We start from the raw sequence: 22,740 nt of genomic DNA, 5'->3' as shown, positions 1-22,740 counted from the left end.
CGGGCGACAGAGCCGCCCGCATGGGTCTCAGTTTTCGTCACGTTCCTTGCGGGGGCCCATGGCGTCCCACTCCTCGGCGCTCAGGCTGCCGTTGTCATCGACATCGGCCCGTCCGAAGAACCGCGCGCCGCGACCATCGCTGTCACCCCGGTCGCCACGTTCATGGCGCTCGCCGCCCCGCGACCCGTGGCGCTCGCCGCCGTGACGCCCGCTACGCTTTGCGCCGTCACGTCCGCCCCGCTTGTCCATACCGGCTTCCATCTCGTCCATGCTGAGCATGCCGTCTGCATCGCTGTCCAGACGTTCGATCATACGCGCGGTGCGGTTTTCGGTACGCGCTTCGGCCATGGCGCTCAGTTCGGTCGCAGACAAAAGACCGTCGCCATCGGTGTCGGCGGACGTGAACCGTGCCGTGCTGCGGTTTTCGCGGAAGGCGGCCATCTCTTCGCGCGTGACGGACCCGTCACCATTCGCGTCGACCTCGGAAAAGGCGGGTTTAGCCGGGGGGGTGCCCTGGGCATTGGCCACCGAGTTCAGCGACAGGCCGGCGGCGATGGCCAGGCCAAGGATTGCGATCTTCTTCATGTCAGTCTCCAACTGCTCGATTTTATGGTATGACGCATCGCCCTCATTGGCGCCGCGTTCCTCCATTCCACGCCGCCGCGCAGGTATTCCGTCGCGCCGGTTCCGAAAAAAGCGACATGGCGCCGCAACGGCATCTGCGGCCTTCCCCCGCGAAGCCCGCGTGATTAGGTGGATGACCAAAGGATCTTTCATGACCGACACACTGCCTTCCAGCATGCCGAACCCGACCCTCGAGCCCCCGCGCGAAATGCCGAAGGCAATGCTGCGGGGCTGGCGACGGCGATGCCCGAACTGTGGGTCCGGGCCCATGTTGCGCGGCTATCTCAAGGTCCGCGATAACTGTCCGGTCTGCGACGAAGCCTTGTATCACCACCGTGCCGACGACGGTCCGCCCTATCTGACGCTGCTGATCGTGGCCCATATCATCGGCCCCGGCATGCTGTGGTTCTTCATTGCCTTCGAACCGGACCCCTATACCTTCATGGCAATCTTCATGGTCGCATCCGTGGCGCTGTCGCTTTGGTTCCTGCCACGGCTCAAGGGCGTCATCGTCGCCGTTCAGTGGGCCGCCCGGATGCACGGCTTTGGCCACGGCGACGCGCGTTCGGACGTCAGGACCTGACCGGCATGCCCCCGCCCGAAATGTCCCTGCGCGACATGCCCGTGCGCGATGCCGCGACGATCGTTCTGTTGCGCCAAGGCGCGGCAGGGCCATCTGTACTGATGGGCCAACGCGGAGCAGGGGCGGCGTTCATGCCGAACAAATACGTCTTTCCCGGTGGCGCGGTCGATGCCGCCGACGCCCGGGTCCCGCTGGCGCGTCCGCTGGACCGTGCGACCCACGCGGCCCTGTCCGTGAAATCCATCACACCGCCGAACATGCTGGCGGTCGCCGCCCTGCGCGAACTGGCCGAGGAAACGGGCCAGATCATCGCGTGCCCCGGCGACGGATGCGATTGGCCCGGCTTTCGCAACCTGTCGCCGGATGCATCCGCCTTGCGTTTCGTCTTCCGGGCGATCACGCCGCCGGGCCGTCCCCGCCGGTTCGACGCCCGGTTCTTTCTGGTCCCTGCCGATGCCCTGCTGACCGATCCGGACGATTTCAGCCAGGCCGAAGACGAGTTGGGCCATCTGCACTGGGTTCCCCTGTCCGAGGCGCGAACCCTCGACATGCCGTTCATCACCGAAGTCGTGCTGGCCGAAATCTCGGCCATCGCCGCCGGGACCGGTGCGACGGGGACGCCGTTTTTCGACAATTCAGGCGCGACGTCAGTGTTTCACCGTCTCTAGTTGCGCCCGTCAGGCTTGCAAAAGGACCAACCCGATCACGCTGACGCCGACCAAGACGATGGCCAGCAACTCGCGACGGCTGAACCGCTCGCCCAGCACGGTCCATGAAATGACCATCGACAGGATCAGTTCGACCTGTCCGACCGCGTTCACATAGGCCGCTGTTTGTAAGGTATAGGCCGTGAACCAGCCCAGCGATCCGGCCATCGATGTGGCCCCGATCAGCGCCGTCGCCCGCCACCGCCTCACGACTGCGATCAGTCCGGCCCTGTCGCGCGCGGCCAGCCAGGCACCCAGCAAGACAGCCTGCACCAGCGTCGCCAATCCCAGAGTGACCGCCGCGCGAAGGACCGGCGCGTCGCTTTCGATCAACAGCGATGCGCCCCGGTATCCCACGGCGGAGATCGAGAAGAACACGCCTGACGCAAGGCCGAGCGCCGAGGCACGGTTGAATACCTGCCACCCGCCCGTCACCGGAACAGACAGGATCAGGACACCGATCAGGCCGACGCCCATGGCCAGAAGATCGGCCCATGTTACCGTCTCGCCCAGCACGATGAATCCGGCGGCGACGGTAAACAGGACGGTGATTTTGGAAAAGGCGATTCCCACGGCAAAGTTGCGCCGGGCGAACAGGGCCACGACGCATATCGTCGCCAGAATCTGCGAGATCGCGCCCGCAACCGCGTAGGGCCAGAAGCCTGTGCCGATCGCAGGCAGTGTTTGTCCGGATACGCCCAGCCAGATTGCCAAGCCGGCGGCGATCACGAAGGGTGCATGGACGAAACGCGCAAAGGTCGCCGCGGCAGGCGTCAGCCCGGACATTGCCAGCCGTTTTTGCAGCAGGAATCGCAAAGCCTGGACCGAGGCGGCGAACAAAGTGGCAACAATCCAAAGCGACATTGTGGCATCTGACACGGGCATCAGCCGCTTCGCCAGACCCAAAATCTGCATAACATTCCCTATGGTAAGGGGACAGAACAGCGCGATGGCCTGAATTGTCGCGCTAGAATGGACGAACTCTGTCGTATTCGTCACAGTCTGGCCTTAAATCCGCTGTAACAAAGTCTTAATCTTACCGGAGTTCTGCCGTAATGCCTCTGCCTGCCCTGCCGGTTTCGTTCCTTTCCCGTCTTAGCGCCGCCGCCGCTCGTCTCAGCGGCTCGGACGCAGCGGACGGGGGCAGGCAGGCTGGGGCATCCGGGCTGGAAACGGCCTGTATGGTCATCGGCCTGGGTGGCATGGCACTGGCCCTTGGGGTGACCGTCGCGCAGGCCACGTTGCCCCCCGTGTTCGAGACCGAGACCGCATTGCGTCAAGCCGTGGCCGAAGCCGGGTTCGACGATGCGATCTGCCCGGACGGCTGGGCGGACGACCACGCCCGCCTTCTGGATCTGTCCGAGGCCGAGGTCACGGCCTGGTATCTGCGCGATGCGCTGACCCTTTCGGATGCCGACGTGATCGCCTCCGTCGGTCTTTACGTGACCCGCGCCAGTGATTTCCGCGAAATCCAGGGCCCGGCCCTGACCCGCAATCAGATTTTGCTGTGCATTGCCGAAAGCCGCCGCCTGACGACGCAGCTTGATCAGTTGGTTCCGCCAGCCTTGCGGACGAACTACGACGACATCTGACTTCGGTCAGGCCGCAACCTTCTGTCCGTCCGCAATTTCCCCTGTTGTCAAATCTTCCCGGTTCATGGACCAAAGGACCGAACCGACTTGTGACAGGCCGATGCCTGCTCTGGTCGGTCGAGATTGTTTAATGTTAAACGATCTCGGATGCGCGGCAGGGAGACTATGATGAGCGACAAGAACCACGACGACGCCCAGGCGGCCCAGCGGCAGGCCGCGCTCGACTATCATCAGTTTCCCAAACCCGGCAAACTCGAAATTCGCGCGACCAAGCCGCTGGCCAATGGGCGCGATCTGGCCCTCGCCTACAGCCCCGGTGTTGCCGACGCCTCCACTGCCATACACCAGAACCCCGACAGCGCACGTGATTATACCGCGCGCGGCAATCTGGTGGCAGTCGTTACCAACGGCACAGCCGTTCTGGGCCTTGGCAACATCGGCGCGCTGGCCTCCAAGCCGGTGATGGAGGGCAAGGCCGTCCTGTTCAAGAAATTCGCGGGCATCGACTGCTTTGATATCGAACTTGACGAAGCCGACCCCGAAAAGCTCGCCGATATCGTCTGCGCGCTGGAACCGACCTTCGGCGCCATCAACCTCGAAGACATCAAGGCTCCGGATTGCTTCATCGTCGAAAGGCTGTGCCGCGAGCGGATGAACATCCCGGTTTTCCACGACGACCAGCACGGCACCGCGATCGTCGTCGGCGCGGCGGCGCTCAACGCGCTCAAACTGACCAACCGGAAATGGGCGGATATCAAGGTCGTCAGCACGGGCGGGGGCGCTGCGGGCATTGCCTGTCTCAACATGTTGCTGACGCTGGGCGTCCGGCGCGAGAACGTGTTTCTATGCGATCTGCACGGGTTGGTCCACGAAGGCCGTGCCGACGACATGACCGAACAGAAAGCCGCCTATGCGCAGCCCGGCGGCCCGCGCCAGTTGGGCGATGTGATCGAAGGTGCGGACCTGTTCCTCGGTCTGTCCGGTCCGGGCATCCTCAAACCCGAGATGGTCGCCCGGATGGCCGCGAAACCCATTATCTTCGCGCTGGCCAATCCGAACCCGGAAATCGCCTATGACCTCGCCAAGTCGACCGCGCCCGACGCGATCATTGCCACCGGTCGCAGCGATCATCCCAATCAGGTCAATAACGTCCTGTGTTTCCCATTTATCTTCCGGGGCGCGCTGGACGTTGGCGCGACCGAAATCAACGAAGACATGAAAGTTGGCTGCGTTGAGGGGATTGCGGCATTGGCCCGCGCCACCACCTCCGCCGAAGCCGCCGCCGCCTATCAAGGCGAGCAGCTGACCTTCGGGTCCGACTATCTGATACCTAAACCCTTTGACCCGCGCCTGATGGGCGTTGTCGCCAGCGCCGTCGCCAAGGCGGCAATGGACTCGGGCGTGGCCACCCGCCCGATCGAGGACCTTGGGGCCTACAAACGCCACCTCGATGCTTCGGTCTTCAAATCCGCCCTTATCATGCGTCCGGTGTTTTCCGCCGCGGCCCAGGTCCAGCGCCGGATCGTCTTCGCCGAGGGCGAGGACGAGAGGGTATTGCGCGCCGCACAGGCAATGATGGAGGAAACCACCGACATTCCGATCCTGATCGGGCGCCCGGACGTGATTGCCACCCGCATCAATCGCGCGGGCCTGACGTTGGAGCCGGGGCGCAACCTTCAGATCGTGAACCCCGAATCCGATCCACGCTATCGCGATTACTGGGAAACCTACCACGCACTGATGGCACGGCGTGGCGTCGCACCCGACATCGCCCGTGCCACGATGCGCACCAATACCACCGCCATCGGGGCCGTCATGGTGCAGCGGGGCGAGGCCGATTCCCTTATCTGCGGCACCTTCGGCCAGTTCCTCTGGCACCTGCGCTACATCGCAGACATTCTGGGGCAGGGGGGGCTGCATCCCATCGGTGCATTGTCGCTGATGATCCTGGAAGACGGGCCGTTGTTCATCGCCGATACGCATGTCCATGCCAATCCGACGCCTGTGCAGATTTCGGAAACCGTGATCGCCGCCGCGCGCCACGTTCGCCGCTTCGGGGTGAAGCCGCGCATCGCGCTTTGTTCCGGGTCACAGTTCGGCAACCTCGAGTCGGCCAGCGGCACCACCATGCGGGCCACGATGGCGATTCTCGACGCGATGAAGCTCGATTTTCAGTACGAGGGCGAAATGAACGTCGATGCCGCCCTCGACGCCGACCTGCGCGCGCGTTTCCTGGCCGATTGCCGGATGGAAGGTGCGGCCAACACCCTCGTCTTCGCCTCGACCGACGCGGCGGGTGCGACCCGCAACATCCTCAAGGCCCGCGCCGGGGGGCTGGAGGTCGGGCCGATCCTGATGGGCATGGGCAACAAGGCGCATATCGTGACGCCCTCGATCACCGCGCGGGGGCTTCTGAACATCAGTGCTCTGGCCGGAACGCCGGTGACGCACTACGGTTAGCATCGGTCGGCCACAGTTCGTCGCGGGCAGGTATCCTGGACGATCTCCACCGTGGAGTGGTCGATCTTGAAGCGCGATTTCAGGACGTCCTTCACCTGCGACTTGACCTTCTGTGCATCCTCGCCCGCACTGACCTCGATCTCCAGCGTGATCATCGGCCGCTCCTGCGTAACGGACCAGGCATGGATGTGATCCACCTTCCGGATGCCCGGCACGTCGTTCATCAGAACCTTGGTGACGTCGCGCCGGTCGATTCCTGCGGGCGCGCCTTCCAGAAGAATATGTCCGCTCTCCCGAACCACGGCCCAGGCCGATCTCAGAATGATCAGCACCACCACCACCGATAGGATCGGGTCAATCGGGGTCCAGCCGGTAAAGATGATGACCAGCGCCGCAACCAGGGCGGCCACCGACCCGAGCAGGTCCCCCGCGACATGCAGGGCGGCGGCGCGGACGTTCAGATTATCGCTCTCACCGCGGGTCAGGACCCAGAACGCCACCAGATTGACGGCAAGCCCGCCAAGCGCCACCCAAAGCATCATTCCGCCCAGAATTTCCTGCGGGTTAGAAATGCGCTTGATGGCTTCGATCGTGATCCAGATCGCGATCGCGAAAAGGGTCAGTCCATTGACCAGCGCTGCGAGGATCGAGAAGCGGTCGAACCCGAAGGTCAGTTTCCAGTCCGCAGGCCGTCTGCCCAGCCGGATCGCGCCCCAGGCCAGCACCAGGGATGCGAAATCCGTCAGCATGTGACCCGCATCCGCGATCAGGGCGAGCGAGCCGGACACGACGCCGCCGATCACTTCGGCGAACATGAAGCTGCCTGTCAGAAGCGCCGCAATGGCGATCTTGAACTCGTTTTTGGGCACATGGCTGTGCCCCGGTGCATCATGATCGTGATTGGCCATTGGCATAGTGGACCTATGGGGATCGGGGGTTGATCGGTTTCAAGAGGGTCGGGCGGCGGAATGCGGCGCGCGACCCTTCACCGGATATGGATGGATTGTGCGCGGGGCAATACCGTTGCCGGACGGGCCCGTCTGAGCTTTCCGGACGAACCCGACTGCGCTTCAGGTCTTCTCGACTTCCGATGACAGCTTCAGCACCCCGTGCCCATCGTCCTGTTCGATATAGAGCGCCGGATCATCCTCCGATCCGTTCCGCGTGACCTCCGACCCCTGCAATGTCCGGGTGATCTTCTTCTCATAGATCGTTTCGACGGTGCCGGTCCCAGTGCCATTGCCCCAGTTCCATTTCACCGTATCGCCGACAGTGTAGTTGGCCATGTCGTGCCTCCCTGCGCGCGTTGCCTACATGAAAACCGGCATCCTGCGGCCCTGGTTCCTATCCATGTCCTGCAAATTTCTAACCTGAACTTTCGATCAAAATCTTGGCGCGACGTGGCCATGAGGCATTGAGCGTGGAGACCTCAAATATCGGAACCCTCAATGCCCTTGCAGGTCGTCCAGAACGCGGGGAAGACTACCGAAGCGCCCATTTCAGCCAATGTTGCAAACGCCACGAATGGTCGGTTCCGCAAGTTTTCCGGCCTCGGCGCTGCGCGGTCTGCTGAGCTTGGGCCCGCTCTCAGGCCTTTTCCAAAATTGGAAATCAGGCCCGTGGGATCATTCTGCCGTCGTGAACTTCGTCTTTTAGCGCGGCCCATTCGAAAATCGGCCGCGCTTGTCGGTTACGGCCTGCCCTCAGGCTGTGATCTTTTGGGCGATCACTCCGCCGGGGTCAGGCGCAGCAGTTTGCCGTCCTCGTAATCCGTCAGGATCAGGATCGCGCCATCATCTGCCTGCATAACGTCGCGCACCCGGCGGTAAAGGTTGATCTGTTCGGACCCGCTTACATTCTCCCCGTCAAAGCTGACGCGCACGAGGGCCTGTACGCTAAGGCCGCCGAGGAATGCGTTTCCCTTCCAGTCCGCAAACATGTCACCATTGTAGAACATCAGCCCCGAGGGCGACACGGCGGGCCGCCAATAGAACAGCGGGCGTTCGAACCGCTCAAGTGCGGTTTCATGGTGGGCGATCGGCTGCCGGTTGTAGTTCTCGCCATTGCTCACTTCGGGCCAACCATAGTTGCCGCTGGGCACGGGCACGTTGAGCTCGTCGCCGTAAAGGGGCCCCATCTCATGGGTGTAGAGCTCCCCTGTCTCGGGCCGGATCGCAGCGCCGAGCGGGTTGCGGTGGCCGAGCGACCAAACCGCATCCAGCGGCGATCCGGCTGTCCAATACGGGTTGTCCTCGGGGATCGAGCCATCATCGTTGATGCGCAGGATCTTGCCAAGGTTGGTTTCGTAAGACTGTGCCGGCTCGAAGCGCTGGCGGTCGCCGGAGGTAATGATGAGTGTGCCGTCGTCACGAAAGACAAGACGGCCGCCGAACTGGCCCAAGCCGACCGAGAAAGGTTCTTGCCGCCAAAGCTCCTTGCCCTCAACCAGCGTGTCTCCGTCCAGGCGTGCGCGCCAGACAACACCGCCTTTGAGCACGCGATCCTCGGTGTTGACGAAGGGCCCCAGCCGCGGGTCGTTGTCGAGCGCCGGTTCCTCGGGCTGGTCTTCGGCGGCCATCACGTAATATAGATAAACGAGGCCATTCTCGGCGAAGTCCGGGTGCAGTGCTACGTCCAGCAGGCCGCCTTGGCCCTGATATTCGATTTCCGGCAGTCCACTGATGGGATCGGACAGGCCGTCCGCCTCGGACCAGCGGCGTAGTGCGCCGACCTTTTCGGTGATCAGTAGCCCGCCCTCGGGTAACGCTTCCATGCCCCATGGGAATTCGAGCGTGGCGAGTTCCTCGATCTGGATAGGTCCCGCGCTCGACAGGACACGGTTTTCATCGCGGCCGGTATGCTGCTGTGCGGTCGCCATCGTTGAGATCAGCGCAAAGGCAAGAGTGGTGGTGGTTCGGATCATGGGACATCTCCTTTTTCCTGTACATGCGCTGGACGGACGGAATGTAAGATGGGCCTGTCTAAGTTCATTTACCGTCTGCATACACGTCGTTTTATTGTGAACTGTGCGGCAAGATCTGTGGGACCGCGTCGTGTAAAACTCGTTTCAACCGAAACATGATGGATAAGAAGCAAACAGGCCAAGGTCCGTTAAAGTTCCGGAAAGGTCGGTTCTCGGAACAAGCACACGCTCAGCGCCGCCACGAACGACCGCTTGTCCCGCATCTCACCAATTCGCATCCGTCGGGGGCGTCCGTTACAGGCTTCACACATGGCCACCCGAGAAACCGCCGCCCTCATCTTCTCAGGGTCGTAAATCGAGGCAATACTCTATGCATGATCCTGGGAATGCGGGGGCGGAGGCAGCCGGTCGCCGCCCCCGCGTTCCGTGATACGCGTATAATACGGAGGTAATACGGGAATAATACATCCGTTACCGCAAGCCGCGCGCTAGCATCTCCGCCCGTGCCACTGTCCTGAGATGCACGGCGTCCGGCCCATCGACCAGTCGAAGCGTGCGAAGATGGGCATATATGCGCGCCAGATCGGTGTCCTGGCTGACCCCCGCCGCGCCATGCATCTGGATCGCCGCATCGCAGACCTCCAGCGCCACGCGGGGTGCCATGATCTTGACCTGCGAGATCAACGGAGCGGCGGCTTTCATGTCGCCCTGATCCATCGCCCAAGCCGCCTTGAGGCAGAGTAACCGCGACGCCTCGATCCCGATCCTGGCTTCGGCGATCCGTTCGGAATTGCCGCCCAAGCTATTGAGATCGCTTCCGAACGCCTGACGTGCCGCGCCACGTTCGACCATCAGTGTCAGGCATTTTTCGGCCATTCCCACAGCCCGCATGCAGTGATGGATACGTCCCGGACCCAGCCTGCCTTGGGCAATCTCGAAGCCACGTCCTTCGCCCAGCAGCATCGCATCCAGCGGCACCCGAACATCATCGTACCGGATGTGCATATGTCCGTGGGGCGCCTCGTCATCGCCAAAGACCTGCATCCCGCGCAAGACGGTGATCTCTTTTTTATCCGTCGGTACAACCACCATCGAATGCGACCTGTGCCGCGGCCCGTCTACCGCAGTGCGGCACATCACGATATGCACCGCGCACCGAGGATCCCCCGCCCCCGTCGCCCACCACTTCTCGCCATTCAGAACCCATTCGTCGCCGTCCCGTTCGCAGCGCAGGGCAATGTTCGACGCATCCGACGATGCCACTTCCGGCTCGGTCATCAGATAGGCAGACCGAATTTCACCTGCCATAAGGCGTTCCAGCCAAAGGCTTTTCATATCTTCGGTGCCGTAGCGCGCAAAGACCTCCATGTTGCCGGTATCGGGCGCATTGCAGTTGAAGACCTCGGGTGCCAGCCAGCTTTGGCCCATCTCCTCGGCGATCCAGGCGTAGTCGACCGTGGTAATCCCCGGCCCACCCGGCAGATGTGTTTGCCACAGGTTCCAAAGCCCCTGTTCGCGCGCTTTTTCTTTCAGAGATTCAAGAATTTCCGTTTGGCGCGGTGTATGCTGCCACCGATCGCCGGTGCCCCCGGTCTCGGCATGAAACGGTGCGTCCAGCGGTGCGATGTCCTCGCGCACCATCGTCGCCACGGCATCGCGCAGCTCCCGCCCGCGCGGTGTCAGTCCAAGGTCCATGGTGTGTTCTCCTCGCCGCCACTCTTGCCAGCGGCGCTGCGGCGCGCAACCCTGCGAATATGGACGGATTGCCTCAGACCCTTGCATCCTATCTGACGGAACGCTTGCCGGGGCATCCCCGTATCACCGGCGCGCGCCGGTTCGGCACAGGTCAGTCGAACCCGACATGGGTGCTATTGACGGATGCGGAACCTCTTGTTCTCCGTGCCAAACCGGCTGGCAAGCTATTACCCAAGGCACATATGATCGATCGCGAATTCCGGGTTATGCGCGCCCTTTCAGGCAGTGCCGTGCCAGTGCCCCGGATGATCCTGCTGGATCAGGAGGCCAACCCGATGGGCCGCGATTTTTATATTATGGAGTGTCTGGAGGGCCGTATTTTCTGGGACCCGACCTTGCCAGAGGTGCCGGAGCGGGGGGCGATCTATGATGCGATGAACGGCGTGCTTGCCGATCTGGCGCGGGTTGATCCCGCCGGGGTCGGCCTGTCGGGCTTCGGTCGCGCCGATGGATATTTCGAACGCCAGACCGCACTCTGGTCCCGGCAATACGCAGCCAGCGTTGCCACGCCCGATCCTCGCATGATCGCCCTTGGCCAATGGTTGGCATCGCAACGAGTCAAACCGGCGCAACCGGCCATCGTGCATGGCGACTTCCGCCTCGACAACATGATCTTCCACCCGTCCGAACCCCGCGTCATCGGTCTTCTGGATTGGGAGCTTTCGACGCTGGGGCACCCGACAGCCGATCTCGCCTATCAGTGCATGCAGTGGCATCTGCCACACGACGGCCCGTTGCGCGGTCTCGGTGGATGCGATCGTGCGGCGTTGGGGCTTCCTTCGGATGCGGAATACGTCGCGCGGTATTGTGACCGCCGGGGGATGGTGGGGGTCGACGACTGGTCAGCGTGGCTTGTTCTGTCCGCCTATCGGCTGGCTGCAATCCTTGCAGGGGTCGGCGCGCGGGCAGCGGCGGGAAATGCCTCGAACCCGGAACAGGGCAGGGCCTATGGCGCGCTGGTGCCCGAGTTGATCGCGCTGGGCGAAAGCTGGACCTGAGGCGCGTGCCTTACCTCAGGCTGGTGTCTGGGTTTCCGGTCAGGTGTCGCATCCGGGACATGACGTCGACGCCCATCTGGTTCATCAACCCAATGGTATCGTTGGGCAACCAGTTCTCGACAATCTTGCCGTCGTCGTCGAGGCGGTAAAAATCCATCACCCGCATTCGCAGCTTCCGCCCGGTTGCCGCGATGCCCATGTAATCCGCGCCGGTATGCGTCAGCGCCACGTCGCCCCCGGTCACCGCAAAGGGACCATCGGACAGTCGCACGAAATGGCCTGCGCCGACACGATCGGGAAAGGCGCGCAGAAAGGGGATCTGATGATGCGCTCGAAACCCAGACAGCCCCCGACTGGCGCCAATATTGCCTGCCGCATAATACATGAAATCCTTGGCCCAAGCTTCCATCGGCATGGAATTCAGGTCGCGCCCGTCGAAGCGGTGCAATGCATCATGCATCGCCAGAACGCGGTCCAGACTGTCGGTGTCATCCGTCGGTAGCATCCGCAGACCTTGCCCCCCCTTCGGTCCAGGCCACAGACCCGCGTGCCCCAGCGGCGCGGCCATCGGCCAGCATCCGGCCTGCATCATCAGGCCCGCGATGTCCCATACCAGCCAGGATTGCCGGATGCGTCCACCCTCGATGTGATGCGCTTCGCCATAAGTCAGGGTGACGACACCATTGGTCGGCGGAATCCCGGCGATGGGCGCGCGGAACGTGCCGACATAGGCACCGGTCGCGGCAACCATTTGCGCGGGCCGTGAGGCGGTCCAGCGCGCGTCGTCGCGGTTCGCGCCCGCCAGAAAGATGTCGTCCCGCCGTTCCAGGTCGGGCAGGGCGTGGCGCAGGTCAGACATCAGCGTGGCATAACCCGCCGCGTCTGACTGACCGAACGGCTGCGAGACGTCCGCAGTCGCATCGGGCGCGATCACATCGGTCTGGCCCCGAGCCAGATCGTTCAGTCGTTGCATGGCATGCAACCGGAAAGCAGCATCGTCAGGTCGCATCGGCCTCTCCTTGCATACGCTTGCAAAATGCTTGCCGCAGAGGCGTGGCGGTGTCTAGGGTAAGAGGGCACTGGCTGCAGATCGGGCATCGAATGGCTGAAATTCAACTGAAACGGGTGACGAAGCGCTGGGGCGATTTTGTCGGAGTTCAGGAGTTTGATCTGGAGATTGCAGATCGCGAGTTCCTCGTGCTGCTGGGGCCTTCGGGGTGCGGCAAGACGACAACGATGCGGATGATCGCGGGGTTGGAGGATCCGACCTCAGGCGACATTCTGATCGACGGCAAGCGCGTCAACGACCTGGACCCGAAGGACCGTGATGTGGCGATGGTGTTCCAGTCCTACGGGCTTTATCCGAACATGAACGTCTGGGAGAATATCCGCTTCCCCCTGAAGGTCCGAAAGGTACCTGAAGCGGAACATGAGGAGCGAGTGAAGCGCGCTTCGGCCATGGTCGAACTGGACGATTTCCTGCATCGCAAACCCGCTGCCCTGTCTGGCGGTCAACGGCAGCGGGTTGCCTTGGCCCGTGCTATCGTACGGACACCCAAGGTGTTCCTGATGGATGAGCCGCTGTCCAATCTGGACGCCAAGCTGCGGGTCTCGACCCGTGCGCAGATCAAGAACCTGAGTCATGAATTGCAGGTCACCACGATCTACGTGACACACGACCAGATCGAAGCGATGACGCTGGCTGACCGCGTTGTCGTGATGAAACAGGGGATCGTGCAGCAGGTCGGGACCCCCACTGACATCTACGACAGCCCGGCGAATACATTTGTTGCCGGGTTCATCGGCAATCCCGCGATGAACCTGATTGATGGCGAGGTGGTTGACGGAACTTTCCATGCGGGGGGTGTGGAAATCCCCGGTGTCGCGGGTGTCAATGGAAGCGTCACGCTGGGCTTCCGTGCCGAGGATGCGCGGGTCGCCGGGGATGGGCAAGGGAACATCCAGGCCCCGGTCTATTCTATGGAATTGCTTGGCGATTCTACGATGGTAACAGTCCGCGCGGGAGGGGCATTGATCGCGGTGAAGGCCGCGAAAGACTACCGAACCGAGATAAAGGCCCCGTTTGGCGCGCATGTGCCAGCTTCGATCTGTCACTTGTTCCACGCCAAATCTGGCGAACGTCTGGTTTGATACGTCGAAAGGGCGGCAGGTATCCGCTTTGTGACGGGAACAGATCAGCTTTCTGGAGATCGCCGCGGCAGCGACCAGATGGATCACACCAGCGTTATTGCAGAAGTCGGCCCACTGAGGAGTCGCATCGTGACTCCATGGCTCTGGACGGGCTGTATGACGGAGTCATTGTCTATTTCAAAAAATGGTGCCCCCACACGGACTCGAACCGCGGACCTACTGATTACAAATCAGTTGCTCTACCAGCTGAGCTATAGGGGCACACAGGCGATCATCTAGCGGCGTCAGCGCGGGCAAGCAAGAGGACAGCAACAAGACCGACTGCTGTGATCACCAGTGCCGCCGGAGCAGCTTGCGAAAGGCGTTCCAGCGAGGCCTGGTCATGGACGCGGGTGGCCAGTGTATCGAAACCGAAAGGGCGCAAAAGCAAAGTGGCCGGCAGCTCCTTCATCGCGTCCACAAACACCAGAAGCAGCGCCATCATCACCGATCCGCGCATCAGCGGCAGGTGAATTCTGCGCAATACACCGCCGGGTCCCTGTCCCAGGGATCGCGCGGCAAGTGGCAAAGACGGGGGGATGCGGCCCAGAGCAGCGTCCGCGGCACCTTGTCCGATCGCGAAGAACCGGACGACATAAGCAAAAATCAGGGCGATTGACGTTCCGGTCAGGATCAGCCCCGGATCCCATCCCGTAACAGCCAGAATACCGTCGGCCACACGATTGTCCAATGCCGCCAGCGGAATAAGAACACCCAAGCCCAATACTGCACCGGGGGCGGCATAGCCGACTGTCGTGACCGGCAGCAACAGGCGTGGCAGGGCGCGACCCGTCATGCGCACTCCATAGGTCATGAACAGTGCCAGGCCGACTGTCAGGATAGCTGCCGTCCCTGCAACCGTCAGCGTGTTGAGCAGGGCACCGGCCAGACCTGGTGCCAGCCAGCCGTTGGCCTGAAACACAGCGTGCCAGCCCATCACCATGACCGGAAACCCGAAACCCAAGCTCAGCGGCAGAACACAGGCGAGCGTCGCCAGCCATGCCTTGGGACCGGTGATCGCCGTCCGCTCAACCGGGCGCTGTGACCGCGCGGCCTGCCAGAACCGGCGACGGGCGCGGGATTTTCGTTCCAGCAAAACCAGCCCGGCGATGACCAGAAGGATAACGCAGGCGATCTGTGCCGCACCACCGGCGTTGCCGCCCTGAAGCCAGACGGTGAAGATGCCGGTCGTCAGCGTTTGCACCCCGAAGAAATCGACGACACCGAAATCATTCACACTCTCCATCATCACGACGGCTACGCCCGCAGCGATCGCAGGCCGGGCCAGCGGCAGGCCGACCGAGGCGAACCGCCGCCATGGGCCAGCGCCCAGAGCGCGCGCGACTTCATAGCCCGCGCCGGATTGTTCGGCGAAGGCTGCGCGGGCCAGCAGAAAGACATACGGATACAGCGACAGACCGATGACGAGGACTGCGAAGGGCAGGGATCGTATTGCAGGAAAAGCATAATCCGCGGCGTTCGTCCAACCGAAGGTGGACCGCAAGGCGACCTGCACCGGCCCGGCATAGTCCAGGAAGTTGACCAGCGCATAAGCCCCTACGTAGGCCGGAATTGCCAGCGGCATCAGCATCGCCCAGGATAGCCAGCGGCGGCCCGGAAACTCGTGCATGGCGACCAACCAGGCAGTGCCGGTTCCGACTACGGCAGCGAAGGCTCCGACCCCGGTCATCAAGATAAGCGTGTTTGCCAGATAGCGAGGCAATACAGTCGCCATCAGGTGCGGCCAGATGTTTTCGGACGGGTTCATGGCCATCCAGATGACTGCAAGGATCGGGACCAGCACCAGACCCGCGATTGCCAAGGCCCCGGCAGACCAGAGGTCGGGCCAGCGCAAGAGACGAGCCTGAGCGTTTCCGTCGGACATGACAACTGCGCTAGATCATTGCCGTTTGCCTGTCCAGCGCCCGAACGATAACGTGCTTTAAAAGACCTGAAGGGAATTGGGCCGTTGGACATCGCCATTCATCTCGGAGCGCATTGCACCGACGAGGATTTGATCCTCAAGACCCTGTCAGACAATCAGGAACTCATGCAGAAGCATTCGGTCGCCATTCCGCCTGCGGGCAAGGCCCGTCCGGCGATCCGCAAAGCGTTGCAGAGCGGCGGCAATCTGGTGCCGGGTATGGGCAATCCGCTGATCGCGGACCTGCTGGGCAAGGTAACAGCGGATCGTCTGGTGCTGAGCTACGAAGGGTTTCTGGGCGTCTATGCCAAGGTGTTGTCCGGGGCATCGATCTACGAGGGGGCCGGAAAACGGGCTCAGATGCTGCGCGATCTGTTTCCGGGTCATACGGTCGAGTTCTTTCTGGGCATCCGGAACCCCGCCACGTTCATTCCCGCAATCTTCGAGGCCTCATCCATAGAGGATTTCAAGAGCTTCATCGCGGGCCACGATCTGTCGCAGGTCACGTGGTCCGAACCCGTCGCTGCTCTGCGCGCAGCCTGCCCCGACGTGCCACTGACAATCTGGTGTAACGAGGATCTGCCTTTGATCTGGCCCGATGTCCTGCGCATCATTTCCGGTGTCGAGGCAGAGATGACGGGAGAGGATGCAATCTTGCGTCAGATCATGACACCGGGCGGGTTTACGCGGCTCAAGGGATATCTGCGCGACAATCCAGCCAAGGGCCTTCCGACGTGGCGCAAGGTCGTAACGGCGTTCCTGGGAAAATATGCCGACGAGGCCGCCGTCGCGCCCGACATTGACCTGCCTGGATGGACCGACGGGATGATCGCGGGTCTGTCGGACCTTTATGAAGCGGACATCGCCCGGCTGAAGGCGATGGGCGACGTCACATTCATCGCCCCCTGATCGCAGGCGCGACCGCGTGGTCAGTTCATGCCCAACGCTTCCTTGTACATGTCCAGAATCGCCTCTTCCTCGGCGATGTCATCGGCTTCGCGTTTACGCAGGGCGATGACCTTGCGCATCACCTTGGTGTCGTAGCCACGCCCCTTGGCTTCGGCCATGACTTCTTTCACCTGCTCGGCGATGTCCTTTTTTTCCTGTTCCAACCGCTCGATCCGCTCGATGAACTGACGCAGCTCGTCGGCGGTAACGCGATAGGTATCCGCAGGACCACTGTCGGCCCCTTCTGCGATGACGTGTAGATCTGCCATTTTTCCCTGCTCCTCTTGTCGGGGTCTGGCGCCTTCGCTACCGCCGGGGCGAAGGTGATGCAATCGGGAGGATGGAACATGGCCGCAATGATCTGGATCGGCGCACTGCTGGCGGGCCTGGGCGTACTGGCTTTGCTGTATTGTATCGTCGTGGCCGTCCGCGCCAGGCGTCAGGGGCTTGAAGGGACTGCGATGGAAGCGAAACTGCGCCGCCTTGTCGCACTGAATCTAGGGGCGCTGGCGTTATCAGGCCTGGGACTGATGGTTCTGATTGTGGGAATCGTATTGGGTTGATGCCGGTCAGGGCGCAGGCGGCACCTTCTCGCCCCTGTCGAACGCTTCCCATCCCTCGTCGTTGAAAACATCCCGACCCAATTGCGCCAGAACATGCGGGAAATCGACCATTACCCAATTGTCGACAATCTTGCCGTCGACCACCTTCCAGAAATCCATGTATCGGATCGTGACGCGCTTGCCCGTTGCGGCAATGCCCATGAATGGCCCGTGATGCGTCGCCTCCTGTCGCCCGAAAGCGGCGGCCCATTCGCCCATATAGAGACGCGCCTCATCGATGCAGACCTTGTCGCCAAAGGCCGCCTGAAATGGCTTCTGCCAGTTGTCCTGAAATTCACGCAGCCCGGTCTTGTTTCCGCAGCCCTGATTGCCGTGCCAGCCAAAGCCTTCGGAAAAGAACTCTCCGATGTCGGCGATCCTGTGGTCGTTCAAGCCGTCCACCATACCTTCGATCACCGCGCGGGTGGATTCGGTTCTGGACAAATCCGTGTCGCGGGACAAAAGGGCCTGTTGTGGACGGGCACCTGTCATTTTTGGACTCCTTCGATTGATGCCGAGCGTGAGGGCTCGGGGTTTGACGGATGAATCAGTCGACTTGCGGGCGCAGCTCAACGCGTTCCGTGCCGGGGCGCAACAGGGCAACCCCCATTTGAACCTGACGTGCAAAGCGCGTGAAGCGCTGACGTCGGCTGCTGTTCTGGGGGCGTTCCGCGCTGGAAATCGCGCTGTTGATGGGGATCGGCGGGGCAAGGCCGTAATGCGCGGCCATATCTATCTGGATGGCTTGCGCAGGGGCTGCCTGCCAGCGGAGAAGACCCGGTGTTTCGACCAGGACAGCATCGGCAAGTGCTGCGACCTGGCTGGATCGGTCAATCAGTTTGCGCGCACCTTCAGGCCAAAGCAGGTAGGCGGCCGCGCCGGTTCGATCTAGCCAAAGTCGCCGCACGGTTGGCAATTGCGGATGCGGGGCGCCCAGCAGTTTCATGCGACCGCGCGTTTCAAGACTAAGGTGTTCTAAGCCGGGCAGCCGTTCCGCCTGCAAAAGCAGCGGCACCGCATTAGGCATGAGCCAAGCGTCATCTTCGAGTACAAGGGTGGGTACACCCAATGCGATCACCCGATGCCATGCCGAACGGTGCGACAGGAGCGCGGCTTTTTCTGACTCACGCAATGGCCTTTGCCAGCGGTCCCAGTTCATTTCCCCGGCAAGTCCTGGCAACTGGGACACAGATACAGCTGGCACGATCTCCAATTCCAGCCGCAGGCTTTCCGCCTGAGCGGTTTGAAAAGCCAAACGCTTCGTTTCATGTGCAAGGTTTATGACCAGAGCGCGCATCGGCTTAGTGGCCGAAATCTCCGGAGAAGACGCGCAGATACGCATCGACCACGGCATCTTTACTGAAATATTGCTCCAGCCGTTCGCGCGCGGCTGCCACATAGGATGCAGCGAGGGCCTTATCATCGCGAATACGGGCCAAACCTGCGGCTATCGCGTTGTGATCGTCAATCTCGGTCATAATTCCATCAATACCGTCGCGCATGAACCATTCCGGGCCTTCGGATCGGCTGGAGACGGTTGGCACTCCGGCTTGCCATGCTTCCAGCAGTGTATTTCCAAGGGGTTCGTGGCGGGAGGGCATGACGAAGGCATCGGCTGCTGCGATGGCGTGAATGGGTTCAGCTACCCAGCCTGAAAAACGTACGCGGTCGGAAATGCCAAGTTCATGTGTCAGGGCTTCCAAAGCGCCGCGTTCTTGTCCGTCGCCCAGCAACCACAGGTAAGCTCCGGGCAGTTGGGCCACTGCGCGGATCAGCACGTCAAAGCCCTTGCGATGTACAAAGCGACCGCTGGCAGCCACCACGAAGGCATCTTCCGGGGTATCAAGGCTGGCGCGATCAATCGGTACAGGGGCAATCTGGCGTGGAAAATTCGAAATCGTCAGCATCGGTCTGGTCCAGCCAAGATCGCGGCAGCGTGTGCCGATACCAGGAACATTGCCGACAAGCGTATCGCATTTTCCGAAATGCTTGAGACTTTTAGGGAAATCACCCATTCGGGCGAGTTTCACCACACCGGGCCATCTGTGCAAAAGCCGACCCGCGCGTGGCATCCATGCCATCACGGCATTCGGTTTCCAACGCTTCACCATGCGGTCCACCTGGACATGCGCAACCAGGGCCATTGGCGACAAACGACCGAAATTATTGTGGATCACCGGGCCCAGGGCCGCGACGTCCGCATCCCACGTCCGACCGGGCCGGATGACAAAACGCTGCTCCACACCACGGGCAGCAAAGGCCTGGGCAAGGTTCACGAAGAACCGCTCTGCCCCGCCTTCTTTGCCGAAGTGAATATGAAGGACACGTTCTACTGTCATGCATCCCAGCCTTCGCGGCGGCGGTGGCGCGCCAGGGCCCGGCGATAGTCCAGCGCATAGAGAACCTGGTGCAGGAACTGCCTGAAACCGCTGCGCCGTGCGCTGCGTCGCGCGCCGCCAACAGTGCCAGTTGCGGCTTGCTGATCACCGAGCACTACGGGCGAAGGCAGGACAAGGGCGACCCGCAACCCGGTTTCCCAGACAAACTTCTGGTCCTCGTCCACAGGGCGAAAAAACGGCGGAACCCGCGCCACCAGCCGCGCGGCAGCGTCTTTTGTCAGTGCATAGCCAATCAGGCAGGTCGGCACCCGGTAGGGAATGCCGATCTGTACGCCATCCAGCAGTGCACGTGACGCACCGAGGGAAACCTGATCGTCCAGCGTGAAGAGCTTGACCATATCCCAATCACCCACGGTATCCGCGCTCAGGGCCGCCATTACGTTTGCAAGCTGGGACGTTGCAGCGAAATCGTCTTCGAAAATGAAGCCGCCTGCCGCGTCGCCTTCAGCTATGCGCTGCCATGCCGCAATATGCGAGAGATAACAGCCGATTTCAGCGGGAACGAGCGGGTAGCGGCCATCCTTCGCGTTGCGCGAGGTATCATATACGCGGGCGATCTCATCTTCTGGCAACGCCCAACCGTTAACCCCATCGACACGCTCAAACGAAATGCCCTGCGCGCCAAGTATTTCGTTCACTGCATCAAGACGAGCCGTGTTGTCTGCCAGGTTGATGACGTAGACTGGCCACATATTATTGCACACGGCTCAGTCGAACGTTTTTGCGTATGCGCCCGGCATCGACAAAACCCCTTGCGCAGACATCATCGATCATCGCTCGCGTGGCCTCTTCGCCGACGATGTGGGGATGCAACTCGACGATGATTTCGCGCAAGCCGGATAGATCAGCCGCACGTAGCAGGTCTATCTCGGCACCTTCTACGTCCATCACCAGCACAGTCGCACATTCATCCGCAAGGATTTGATCAATTGGATCGCTTTCTACTGTTATTTTTTCCGCTTCCAACCCCCGGTCATAGATTGAGGATGAGACAACATTTTCATTCTGATAAAAGCTAATTGGCAACCCATCAACCGTGACCGCGCGCAATCGCAAGCGTGGGGTCATGCTATTTAGAGAGAAATTCCTCTGAATTATAGGCTCAAGTGCGGAATTCGCCTCAAATGAGGTTACATTGCCCGCACCCGCCAAATGATTGCACAAAAGGCTGACGACACCAACGCCAGTCCCGACTTCAACAACCTTGTCGCCAGGGCGCAAGGCCGCACGCACCAACACGCGTTCCGGCGCCTCATAGCTGCCTTTAATGATGGCTCTGGAAACAGAGCGATGCACCAGGGCCGGGTCACAGACAAGTCGCAGCCCATCAAGTTTTGTCACCTTGCGCCCTATCATCCGATGCCAAAGCAAGCGCAAGTTGCAAAAAGGCGGCTTCGGGGCGGTAAGCACGTCAGCCATCATTTCATCCCACTCATGAACCAGCCGGGCGATGTTCCGCAGATGTTATCCCCACGGCGACCTGAAAGTCGTATCGCTACGCAGCAGCAATTTGGCGGCCAAGATGTCGATTGGCACCGCGATATGCAACCGAAACCGTGGAAAGGGTCCATACAAGCCGGGTAAGACTGACACAGTGGAGCGGAACCCCCCAGGCCAGTGGCACAAGCTGCAGGACCGAAAAGCCGGTCCGGCGGAAGGTCTCGCGCCACCACCTGGGTGAGGCGTGGGGATAATCATCAGGGTGGCTGCGGATGTGGAATATTACCAGTGTACCGCAGGCCTGCTCAGGCCAAAAACCGGCCTGTCAGTCATCATACCACCTGAATGATCAGGCGTTTGGATGCCCGAGTTGCGTTCGATAAAGGCGGATCAACGCATCCGCTTCGGTTCGGATATCAAAGTGTCGTTCGACATGCGTGCGGGCCGCGTTTTGAAACGCATGAAGGCGGGTCGGGTCGGAAAGCAGCCCCGCCGTCGCCTGCTCAAGCTGCGACGCCGATCCTGGCTCAACAACAAAACCTGTTTTGCCCTCCACCACCAGTTCGCTGAACGCACCGACGTCTGAGGCGACTACGGGTACGCCGCAGGCCATCGCCTCGATCGGGGTCAGGCCAAATCCTTCCCAGCGTTGCGGGGCAATGTATACGTCCAGCGCCCGGTACCAATCCGCCATCTCCCAGACCGGCACTTCATCGCGAAACAGGATGCGATCTTCCAGTCCTGCCGCACGCACGCGCTCAATCAGCCCGGCGAGAAAAGCTTCATCCTTTGGCACGGCACGGCCAACCGCGACCGCCCGCAAGGACGGGATTCGGTTGCATAGCGCGATTGCAGCTTCGACAAAAAGGTCCGTGCCCTTTTGTGCCCGGATGCGACCGTAGCAGCCGATCAGCAGGCCATCGGGGGGCAGGCGCAGCGCTTCGCGGACAGCTCTGCGGTCCTCCGGCGGCGAAAAGGTAGCGTTGTCGATACCATGGTAGATCACCTGTGAGGGGCGTTCGAGATATGCGGCCGTTTTTTCGGACGTGGAGACGACCGCGTCCATCTGGCGAATGAGCCAGCGGGTGAGCCCGGTATGGTTTCGCTGGGATGCGGAAGTGAAGATCAACTTGAGCCGCTTGCGCAGCAAATGGCGCAGGGCCAGGCCGGCAATCATCTCAACATTGCGCCGGGCATGCCAGATGCGCTGTCCAGATGGGCCCTGGCGCGACATGGTGAGCAATGCGAAGGCCGGAACCTGCGGAATTTCGGGCGGCATCGCAGGGGCGACAACGGCGACACGCATCACGCGGGCCTGAAGCGGGATGAGCCGAACAATTGTCGCCGTGACGCCGGAAAGGCGGCGTTTGAAATTAGGGACGAGTACGTCAATCTCATTCACGCAAAGGGTCGATGTCTGCGCCATTGGGTTCACTCCTGCCTGATCTTGTGCGCCGATCGCCGCGAGAGCGGCCCCCGTATGGCTTGGCCTGCTTGTGGCCCGGGGTCGCCTTCACCGGAGCCAAGCGGAAGCCATATTAAATGGAGTGGAAATCTGCAAATGTTCTGATTCAGATGCCACTGAAGAGGTAACT

Annotated in this window: 23 protein-coding genes and 1 tRNA gene; 8 read left to right on the top strand and 16 right to left on the bottom strand. The window is 61.5% G+C overall.

All coding sequences use genetic code 11. The annotated features are described in order from the left end of the window. Positions 1-27: 27 nt before the first annotated feature. Positions 28-585 (bottom strand): EF-hand domain-containing protein, encoded by a 558-nt coding sequence (locus AC13C2_RS06165; RefSeq protein WP_482886245.1) that lies wholly within the window; start codon positions 583-585, stop codon positions 28-30. Positions 586-775: 190 nt separating this feature from the next. Between AC13C2_RS06165 and AC13C2_RS06160 the strand changes: the two genes are divergently transcribed. Together AC13C2_RS06160 and AC13C2_RS06155 are read left to right on the top strand one after the other, a co-directional pair. Continuing rightward, complete coding sequence (locus AC13C2_RS06160) at positions 776-1,207, top strand: DUF983 domain-containing protein (protein WP_425431636.1); 432 nt, start codon at positions 776-778, stop codon at positions 1,205-1,207. A gap of 5 nt (positions 1,208-1,212) precedes the next feature. Continuing rightward, positions 1,213-1,875: an NUDIX hydrolase gene (locus AC13C2_RS06155; protein WP_474520686.1), complete on the top strand. Its 663-nt coding sequence runs from the start codon at positions 1,213-1,215 to the stop codon at positions 1,873-1,875. A gap of 9 nt (positions 1,876-1,884) precedes the next feature. On the opposite strand, the gene AC13C2_RS06150 is transcribed toward AC13C2_RS06155, so the two are convergent. Further along, positions 1,885-2,778 (bottom strand): EamA family transporter, encoded by an 894-nt coding sequence (locus AC13C2_RS06150; RefSeq protein WP_339643620.1) that lies wholly within the window; start codon positions 2,776-2,778, stop codon positions 1,885-1,887. A gap of 191 nt (positions 2,779-2,969) precedes the next feature. Between AC13C2_RS06150 and AC13C2_RS06145 the strand changes: the two genes are divergently transcribed. Both AC13C2_RS06145 and AC13C2_RS06140 read left to right on the top strand, forming a co-directional pair. Beyond that, positions 2,970-3,506, top strand: coding sequence for a hypothetical protein (locus AC13C2_RS06145; RefSeq protein WP_424338238.1), 537 nt, complete (start codon positions 2,970-2,972; stop codon positions 3,504-3,506). A 168-nt stretch (positions 3,507-3,674) separates the two neighbouring features. Beyond that, a complete protein-coding gene (locus AC13C2_RS06140) occupies positions 3,675-5,966 on the top strand; it encodes an NADP-dependent malic enzyme (protein ID WP_482886244.1) in 2,292 nt (763 codons plus the stop codon). On the opposite strand, the gene AC13C2_RS06135 is transcribed toward AC13C2_RS06140, so the two are convergent. From AC13C2_RS06135 to AC13C2_RS06120, 4 genes are all read right to left on the bottom strand, one after another. Beyond that, positions 5,963-6,880 (bottom strand): cation diffusion facilitator family transporter, encoded by a 918-nt coding sequence (locus tag AC13C2_RS06135; RefSeq protein ID WP_482886243.1) that lies wholly within the window; start codon positions 6,878-6,880, stop codon positions 5,963-5,965. The genes AC13C2_RS06140 and AC13C2_RS06135 overlap by 4 nt on opposite strands. Before the next feature lie 156 nt (positions 6,881-7,036). Beyond that, on the bottom strand, positions 7,037-7,252 hold the full coding sequence (locus AC13C2_RS06130) for a hypervirulence associated TUDOR domain-containing protein (protein ID WP_339643634.1): 216 nt from the start codon (positions 7,250-7,252) through the stop codon (positions 7,037-7,039). A 440-nt stretch (positions 7,253-7,692) separates the two neighbouring features. Next, complete coding sequence (locus AC13C2_RS06125) at positions 7,693-8,889, bottom strand: PQQ-dependent sugar dehydrogenase (protein ID WP_482886242.1); 1,197 nt, start codon at positions 8,887-8,889, stop codon at positions 7,693-7,695. A 471-nt stretch (positions 8,890-9,360) separates the two neighbouring features. Then, positions 9,361-10,584 carry an acyl-CoA dehydrogenase family protein gene (locus AC13C2_RS06120; RefSeq protein WP_482886241.1) on the bottom strand — a complete coding sequence of 408 codons (1,224 nt, stop codon included), beginning with the start codon at positions 10,582-10,584 and terminating at the stop codon, positions 9,361-9,363. 59 nt (positions 10,585-10,643) lie between these two features. On the opposite strand from AC13C2_RS06120, the gene AC13C2_RS06115 reads away from it, so the two are divergent. Then, positions 10,644-11,642 (top strand): phosphotransferase family protein, encoded by a 999-nt coding sequence (locus AC13C2_RS06115; RefSeq protein WP_482886240.1) that lies wholly within the window; start codon positions 10,644-10,646, stop codon positions 11,640-11,642. Between the two features lie 10 nt (positions 11,643-11,652). Here the strand turns inward: AC13C2_RS06115 and AC13C2_RS06110 are convergent, their stop codons facing one another. Further along, a complete protein-coding gene (locus tag AC13C2_RS06110) occupies positions 11,653-12,615 on the bottom strand; it encodes an ester cyclase (RefSeq protein WP_482886239.1) in 963 nt (320 codons plus the stop codon). A gap of 128 nt (positions 12,616-12,743) precedes the next feature. On the opposite strand from AC13C2_RS06110, the gene AC13C2_RS06105 reads away from it, so the two are divergent. Next, positions 12,744-13,793, top strand: coding sequence for an ABC transporter ATP-binding protein (locus AC13C2_RS06105; RefSeq protein ID WP_424338002.1), 1,050 nt, complete (start codon positions 12,744-12,746; stop codon positions 13,791-13,793). A 185-nt stretch (positions 13,794-13,978) separates the two neighbouring features. Here the strand turns inward: AC13C2_RS06105 and AC13C2_RS06100 are convergent. After that, a tRNA-Thr gene (locus AC13C2_RS06100) sits at positions 13,979-14,054 on the bottom strand. A 10-nt stretch (positions 14,055-14,064) separates the two neighbouring features. After that, positions 14,065-15,717, bottom strand: coding sequence for an ABC transporter permease (locus AC13C2_RS06095; protein WP_482886238.1), 1,653 nt, complete (start codon positions 15,715-15,717; stop codon positions 14,065-14,067). Between the two features lie 84 nt (positions 15,718-15,801). Here AC13C2_RS06095 and AC13C2_RS06090 point away from each other — a divergent pair, with 84 nt between their 5' ends. Continuing rightward, positions 15,802-16,665, top strand: coding sequence for a hypothetical protein (locus AC13C2_RS06090; RefSeq protein ID WP_482886237.1), 864 nt, complete (start codon positions 15,802-15,804; stop codon positions 16,663-16,665). 20 nt (positions 16,666-16,685) lie between these two features. Here the strand turns inward: AC13C2_RS06090 and AC13C2_RS06085 are convergent, their stop codons facing one another. Further along, entirely contained in the window at positions 16,686-16,973 is a 288-nt protein-coding gene (locus AC13C2_RS06085) for a DUF2312 domain-containing protein (RefSeq protein WP_092762061.1), read from the bottom strand. Between the two features lie 78 nt (positions 16,974-17,051). Between AC13C2_RS06085 and AC13C2_RS06080 the strand changes: the two genes are divergently transcribed. Further along, positions 17,052-17,267 carry a hypothetical protein gene (locus tag AC13C2_RS06080; protein ID WP_092762063.1) on the top strand — a complete coding sequence of 72 codons (216 nt, stop codon included), beginning with the start codon at positions 17,052-17,054 and terminating at the stop codon, positions 17,265-17,267. 6 nt (positions 17,268-17,273) lie between these two features. On the opposite strand, the gene AC13C2_RS06075 is transcribed toward AC13C2_RS06080, so the two are convergent. The 6 genes from AC13C2_RS06075 to AC13C2_RS06050 all read right to left on the bottom strand — a co-directional run bounded on the left by AC13C2_RS06075 (position 17,274) and on the right by AC13C2_RS06050 (position 22,571). After that, the gene (locus tag AC13C2_RS06075; RefSeq protein ID WP_339643679.1) at positions 17,274-17,798 is read right to left on the bottom strand and encodes an ester cyclase; all 525 of its coding nucleotides are present in this window, start codon (positions 17,796-17,798) and stop codon (positions 17,274-17,276) included. 55 nt (positions 17,799-17,853) lie between these two features. After that, positions 17,854-18,603, bottom strand: coding sequence for a glycosyltransferase family 25 protein (locus AC13C2_RS06070; protein ID WP_339643682.1), 750 nt, complete (start codon positions 18,601-18,603; stop codon positions 17,854-17,856). A 4-nt stretch (positions 18,604-18,607) separates the two neighbouring features. Continuing rightward, positions 18,608-19,339 (bottom strand): glycosyltransferase, encoded by a 732-nt coding sequence (locus tag AC13C2_RS06065; RefSeq protein ID WP_482886236.1) that lies wholly within the window; start codon positions 19,337-19,339, stop codon positions 18,608-18,610. A gap of 302 nt (positions 19,340-19,641) precedes the next feature. Further along, positions 19,642-20,397, bottom strand: a complete 756-nt coding sequence (locus tag AC13C2_RS06060; RefSeq protein WP_482886235.1) for a glycosyltransferase family 25 protein — start codon at positions 20,395-20,397, stop codon at positions 19,642-19,644. A 1-nt stretch (position 20,398) separates the two neighbouring features. Next, complete coding sequence (locus AC13C2_RS06055) at positions 20,399-21,124, bottom strand: FkbM family methyltransferase (protein WP_482886234.1); 726 nt, start codon at positions 21,122-21,124, stop codon at positions 20,399-20,401. A gap of 370 nt (positions 21,125-21,494) precedes the next feature. After that, positions 21,495-22,571, bottom strand: a complete 1,077-nt coding sequence (locus tag AC13C2_RS06050) for a glycosyltransferase family 4 protein (RefSeq protein ID WP_482886233.1) — start codon at positions 22,569-22,571, stop codon at positions 21,495-21,497. Positions 22,572-22,740: the final 169 nt, after the last annotated feature.

The sequence above is a fragment of the Jannaschia sp. L-14R genome (genome assembly GCF_056857695.1).
This window is presented reverse-complemented; position numbering and strand designations above follow the sequence as displayed.